Raw genomic sequence first — 5,706 nt, forward strand, 5'->3', positions numbered from 1 at the left:
CGTTATGCGGGCAAGACCTTTGTCGTAAAATATGGCGGCCATGCGATGGGCGATGCCGGTCTGGCGCGCGATTTTGCGGACGATGTTGTGCTTTTGAAAGCTGTCGGTATCAATCCCGTCGTCGTGCATGGCGGCGGGCCGCAAATCGGTGCCATGCTCAAAAAATTGGGCGTTGAAAGCCAATTTGTCGATGGTTTGCGCGTCACCGACGCTGAAACGGCGAAGATCGCTGAAATGGTGCTTTCAGGCGCGATCAACAAAGAACTGGTCGGCTGGATCAACGCTGCCGGCGGTAAAGCGCTTGGCATATCCGGCAAAGACGGCGGCTTTGTTACCGCAACGAAGGTTCAGCGGACGCAGAAAGATCCGGACAGCCATATCGAACGCAATATCGATTTGGGTTTTGTCGGCGAACCAACAACGGTCGACCGCAGCGTTATTGATACGATCAGCGCCGCCGGCATGATTCCGGTCATTGCGCCCATTGGCGTCGGCGCAGACGGGCATACCTATAATATCAACGCCGACACTATGGCGGGCGCAGTGGCGAGTGCGCTTGGTGCATCGCGGCTGTTCCTTTTGACCGATGTTGCCGGCGTGCTCGACAAATCGGGCGAGCTGCTGACGGATCTGGATCCTGCGGCGATTGCCAAGCTGCAAAGTGATGGCACGATTAGCGGCGGCATGATTCCCAAAATCCAGACCTGCGTTGATGCGGTCCAATCGGGCGTGGACGCAGCGGTCATCCTCGACGGGCGCACGAGCCATGCGATGTTGATCGAAATGTTCACTGTGAAGGGTGCGGGCACGCTTATTCATAAGTGATATAGGCTATTGCTGTTTTGGGGTGTTGATACAGCGCCTTGGCTCGGCTAATCGCTCAGGCCAGACTTATCCGGAGAATTTCATGCTTCTCGCGCTCATTTCCATTATTGGCTATCTGATGTCGATCCTGTCGACGGTGGTCATCGTTCAGTTTATCTTGAGCCTGCTCATCGCGTTTAACGTCGTGAGCCTTTCGAACAATATCGTCTCGTCCATCTGGCAAGCACTCAATGTCATTCTCGACCCGTTTTTGAGGCCGATCCGCAAAATCCTGCCCGACACCGGCATGATTGATTTTTCTCCAATGGTGTTGCTGATCGGGCTGCGCATTCTGCAGATGCTTCTGATGGGCCTTGCTAGTGATATCTCAATGGCGGGCATGTGAGCACGGCTATGATCATTGACGGCAAAGCCTTTGCAGCCAATTTGCGCCAACGGATCGCAGCTTTAGTCCCTGCTTTTGTTTCCAAAACAGGCAGAAGCCCCGGTCTCGCGGTTGTGCTGGTGGGCGAAGACCCCGCAAGCCAAGTCTATGTCGGGTCGAAGAAAAAGGCGACGGTCGAAGCTGGCATGAACAGCTTTGAACATAAGTTGTCGGCGTCGGTTTCTCAGGATGAACTGATCGCATTGGTCGAAACACTCAATGCCGATCCCGCTGTCGATGGCATTCTGGTTCAGCTGCCCTTGCCGGCGCATATGGATGACAAGGCGGTCATTGCCGCGATTGATCCCGCCAAGGATGTCGACGGGTTCCATGTGGTCAATGCAGGGCGCCTTGCGGTGGGTGAGGATTCTTTTGTGCCCTGCACGCCTTTGGGCTGCCTCATGCTCTTAAAAGACCATATGGGCGATTTGTCCGGTAAGAATGCTGTCGTGATCGGACGGTCCAACATTGTTGGCAAACCAATGGCGCAATTGTTGCTCGCGGAAAATTGCACCGTCACCATCGCGCACAGCCGCACGCAGGATTTGCCCGATGTGGTGCGGCGCGCGGATATTGTTGTCGCAGCGGTTGGCCGCGCTGAAATGGTAACCGGCGACTGGTTGAAACCGGGCGCGGTGGTCATCGATGTCGGTATCAACCGCCTTGCGCCCGCGGATGGGCAAAGCAAGGGCCGGCTGGTCGGCGACGTTGCCTTTGATGATGCCCTCCGTCATGCTGGCGCGATCACACCTGTGCCCGGCGGCGTTGGCCCCATGACTATTGCGTGCTTGTTGCGCAACACTCTGGTCGCCGCGCATCGCCGTGCAGGGATCATAGTGCCGGAAGGTATATGACGTCATGAAACCCGTTTTCGCCCTGATACTTGTTGCGGCGTTGACGGGTTGTGCCTCTGGCCCGCGTCCAGAGTTTCGCACGTTCCAACCCAAGATTGCCAATCCAAGTGCGATCATCGCGGCGGACATTGGGTTTAACCAGCTTGCCCAACAAAAGGGCCAATGGACGGCATTTCGCGAAACGGCTGCGAAGGATGCGGTGATGTTTGTGCCGCAACCTGTGGCCGCGTCCGAATGGTTAAAGGGCAAGGCTGATCCGGCAGTATCGGTGAAGTGGCAACCGCATAAGGCATTCATGTCCTGCGACGGCAAAACCGGCGTCACGACAGGTGCATGGCAACGGCCCGATGGCTCGACTGGTTATTTCACCACCGTGTGGGAATTTGTCGAAACGAACAATCGCGGCGATGGCGAATGGAAATGGGTGCTGGACCATGGCGACGCCCTGACCGCGCCGCGCATGGCGAAGGAAATGATTGAGACCAAGGTTGCGAGTTGCAAGGGCCGTGCGCCTGCGACGCTGGTGGCGCCACCCGAGGGTGCGAAGATGAAGATCGGTTATGCGCGGGATCAGTCACTAAGCTATCGTTGGATCGTGCACCCAAATGGCGCGCGCACCATTGAAATCAAATTGTGGAACGGTGAAGCGACGGAGACCGTGATTACCGATCAGGTGGCCGCTTCATTATGATGGAGCTGTTCCTCTCGGCCTTCATCACATTTTTCGTGGTCATCGATCCTCCGGGATGCGCGCCAATTTATGCGAGCCTGACCAAAGGCGCAAATGCCGCGCAGCGCCGCAATATGGCGCTTCGCGCGGTCATCGTCGCGTCGGGCATATTGCTGGTATTTGCATTGTTTGGCGAACAATTGCTCTCGGCACTGCACATTGAATTGAACAGCTTCCGAATCGCTGGCGGCATCATGCTGTTCCTCATCGCCATCGACATGGTTTTTGAAAAGCGCACGGAACGCCGCGAAGAACGCGCGCAGAAAATCCTCGATACCCCCGAAATAGAAGACGTCTCGGTCTTTCCCATGGCCATGCCGATGATTGCGGGGCCAGGCTCCATCGCATCGGTCATGCTGTTGATGTCGCAAAATAGCGGCATTGATCGCGCCGGCGTGATCCTTGGCGCGCTTGCCACCGTGCTGGTGCTCACCTTGCTCGCGCTTTTGGCTGCTGGCCCAATCATGCGGGTGCTAGGCGCAAATGCAGAGGCCGTTATCACGCGCCTCCTTGGCGTGCTCCTCGGCGCACTGGCGGCACAGTTTGTTATTGATGGATTGCGCGCAAGCTTCGCCGGCTGATTACTGCAGCGTTACCCGGTCGTCCGATCCGTCATGCCGTCCGAAAAACTGCATCAGCTGAACGATCGTATCTGCGCGGTCGGATAAGCCCCGCGCCTCCAACAATGCCTGTTTTGCGGCATAGTCAAATGGCGCGATTTGGGCGATGGCATTGACCAGCGAATAATCATCCAGCTGCGACACCGCGCTCCAGTCGACACTATAACCCTGCGCTTCGGCAAAGCGGCGCGATTCGATTTCGAGTGAGGCGCGTTCCGCCAGCGATAGGGCGTCGCCAATTTCGTCTTCTTCCCAAAGCTCGGCTTCGACCTGCCGAAAGTTGGTGGTGACATTCAACTCATGCACGATCGAAAAGCGCTGCACGCCTTCCAGAATGATGTTGTACCTGCCATCATCGAGCGCCTCCACATCGTGGATGCGGGCAAGGCAGCCGATGGTGAACAGCGGCGGGTTGGTGCCCTGTCCCTTTGGCTGGATCATGCCGATTTTGCGGTCACGCGCCAGCGAATCGCCGACAAGGTCACGGTAGCGTGGTTCAAAAATATGCAGGGGCAATTGCATGCCCGGAAAAATAATGGCCCCAGTGAGTGGGAAAATCGAGATACGGCGCGTGGTCATCCGAACAAGATCGCAGACAATTTACGGCGTGTTGCAGATACCCATGGGTCCTCAAGACCGATGACGGCAAAAATTTCCAAAAGCCGCGCCTTTGCCGCGCCTTCATTCCATTCGCGGTCGGCGGCAATGATATGCAGCAACGCTTCGGCTGCGCCATCGCGATCACCGGCGGCCATTAACGCGTTCGCGAGATCAAGCCGTGCTTGATGGTCTTCGGGTGCTGCATCAACGGCTGCTTTTAAACCTGCCAATTCTTCGGGCGGGACGGCGGCGGCGGCGATGCTCAATATCGATCCCGCCTTTTCGAGCGCAGGATCGGCGCGCAGCTCCGCGGTCAAGCTATCATAAACCGCCTGCGCCTCTTCCAAACGGCCAATAGCGGCCAGAGTCCGGATGATGCCCGACAATGCGGCAGGATGCTCCGGCGATATCGTCAGCGCCTCTGCAAACAGCCCATAAGCCTGCTCCGCGCTACCATGCGCCAAAAGATCTTCTGCAGCCTCAATCAGCGGCAAGAGGGCCGCTGTGGGGTCATCCGCAACCAGCCCTGCCGATATCGGCAATTTCTCAAGCAGCTGGTCCAGCATTTGCTTCAATTGCGGCTCTGTGCGTGCTGGTGACAGGTCCGCAACGGGCTGTCCCTGAAAAATGGCATAGACGGTGGGGATTGAACGCACCTGAAACTGCGACGCGATGAACTTATTTTCGTCGACATTGACCTTGGCCAAAACGACGCCGCGATCTGCATATTCTGCGGCAACCTTTTCCAATATTGGCGTCAACTGCTTGCATGGGCCGCACCATTCGGCCCAGAAATCCAGGATCACCAATTTGTCCATCGACGGCGTAACTACGTCGTTCCGGAATTGCTCAACGGCTTTTTGCTCGTCGGTGGTAAGGCCCATCGTCGCCACTGCATTCTCCATTCCACAGGATTCGTTTCGTCCCTATGTGGGCAAAGAGACAGGTTTCACAATAGAGGCATTACCCCAGTTTTCGTAAAAAGCCGATATTTGGGGCTTGCGGGGGAATATACCCCATGCTAACGGCGCGCCTCACCCGTCAGGATTTAAAGAACCTGACCGCCAGAGCGGGCGTAGCTCAGGGGTAGAGCACAACCTTGCCAAGGTTGGGGTCGAGGGTTCGAATCCCTTCGCCCGCTCCAATGATTTCAATGCTTTAGGTGATAGGGCCTTGGCTGCCCAAAGCAGGCTTGAATCCTGCGTTTTTATGAGCGTTCTAATTGGAACGCTTGCGCAAAAATCGTAAAAATTCAGTGTTTAAGTAGGCCTTGGATGCGGCATTGCCGGTTTACGTGATTGGCACTGCGCTCATCTTTGTGTTCAGCTCGCTCCTAAAAACGGATGAGCGACGATCATCCGTAACGCTTTGGGACTGGCCCGCCAATCCCAAACGCCACAAAAGTCCGATTTGCCGGGGAGGACCCGTTGGCGTCGAACACCGTTCGCCAGGGTTCCAATTGGAACAGTCTATTTTGGCGGAAAGCCTAATCGGCCGTCGTCCTTGATCAGGTGTCATGGCAGCTTCTGGGCCGGAAGCTACCTGTCTGCTTCTGTGCGGGGATCGATCAATAGCTGCCGTTTAGGTCGGTCTGAACGCTCGGCTGTTCCCGCTATCAATGCCACCGTTTACTGCTCCGGTTCAGCTTACTCA

Annotated in this window: 7 protein-coding genes and 1 tRNA gene; 6 read left to right on the forward strand and 2 right to left on the reverse strand. The window is 56.4% G+C overall.

All coding sequences use genetic code 11. The features are described from left to right. From argB to ACIQ0G_RS09855, 5 genes are all read left to right on the forward strand, one after another. A partial coding sequence (argB, locus tag ACIQ0G_RS09835; protein ID WP_397577754.1) for an acetylglutamate kinase occupies positions 1-825 on the forward strand: 825 nt, incomplete at its 5' end. 82 nt (positions 826-907) lie between these two features. Further along, positions 908-1,210, forward strand: a complete 303-nt coding sequence (locus ACIQ0G_RS09840) for a YggT family protein (RefSeq protein WP_306063163.1) — start codon at positions 908-910, stop codon at positions 1,208-1,210. A gap of 8 nt (positions 1,211-1,218) precedes the next feature. Further along, complete coding sequence (folD, locus tag ACIQ0G_RS09845) at positions 1,219-2,103, forward strand: bifunctional methylenetetrahydrofolate dehydrogenase/methenyltetrahydrofolate cyclohydrolase FolD (protein ID WP_397577759.1); 885 nt, start codon at positions 1,219-1,221, stop codon at positions 2,101-2,103. Between the two features lie 4 nt (positions 2,104-2,107). Continuing rightward, a complete protein-coding gene (locus tag ACIQ0G_RS09850; RefSeq protein WP_397577755.1) occupies positions 2,108-2,794 on the forward strand; it encodes a hypothetical protein in 687 nt (228 codons plus the stop codon). Beyond that, positions 2,791-3,414, forward strand: a complete 624-nt coding sequence (locus ACIQ0G_RS09855; RefSeq protein WP_397577756.1) for a MarC family protein — start codon at positions 2,791-2,793, stop codon at positions 3,412-3,414. The genes ACIQ0G_RS09850 and ACIQ0G_RS09855 overlap by 4 nt, the downstream gene beginning before the upstream one ends. Here ACIQ0G_RS09855 and ACIQ0G_RS09860 read toward each other — a convergent pair whose 3' ends face one another. Further along, positions 3,415-4,032, reverse strand: coding sequence for an LON peptidase substrate-binding domain-containing protein (locus ACIQ0G_RS09860; RefSeq protein WP_397577757.1), 618 nt, complete (start codon positions 4,030-4,032; stop codon positions 3,415-3,417). Next, positions 4,029-4,958 (reverse strand): tetratricopeptide repeat protein, encoded by a 930-nt coding sequence (locus ACIQ0G_RS09865; RefSeq protein WP_397577758.1) that lies wholly within the window; start codon positions 4,956-4,958, stop codon positions 4,029-4,031. The genes ACIQ0G_RS09860 and ACIQ0G_RS09865 overlap by 4 nt, the downstream gene beginning before the upstream one ends. A gap of 164 nt (positions 4,959-5,122) precedes the next feature. Between ACIQ0G_RS09865 and ACIQ0G_RS09870 the strand changes: the two genes are divergently transcribed. After that, positions 5,123-5,197: transfer RNA gene (locus ACIQ0G_RS09870), tRNA-Gly, on the forward strand. Positions 5,198-5,706 lie beyond the last annotated feature (509 nt).

The organism is Sphingorhabdus sp. (assembly GCF_044354325.1).
GTDB lineage: Bacteria > Pseudomonadota > Alphaproteobacteria > Sphingomonadales > Sphingomonadaceae > Sphingorhabdus_B.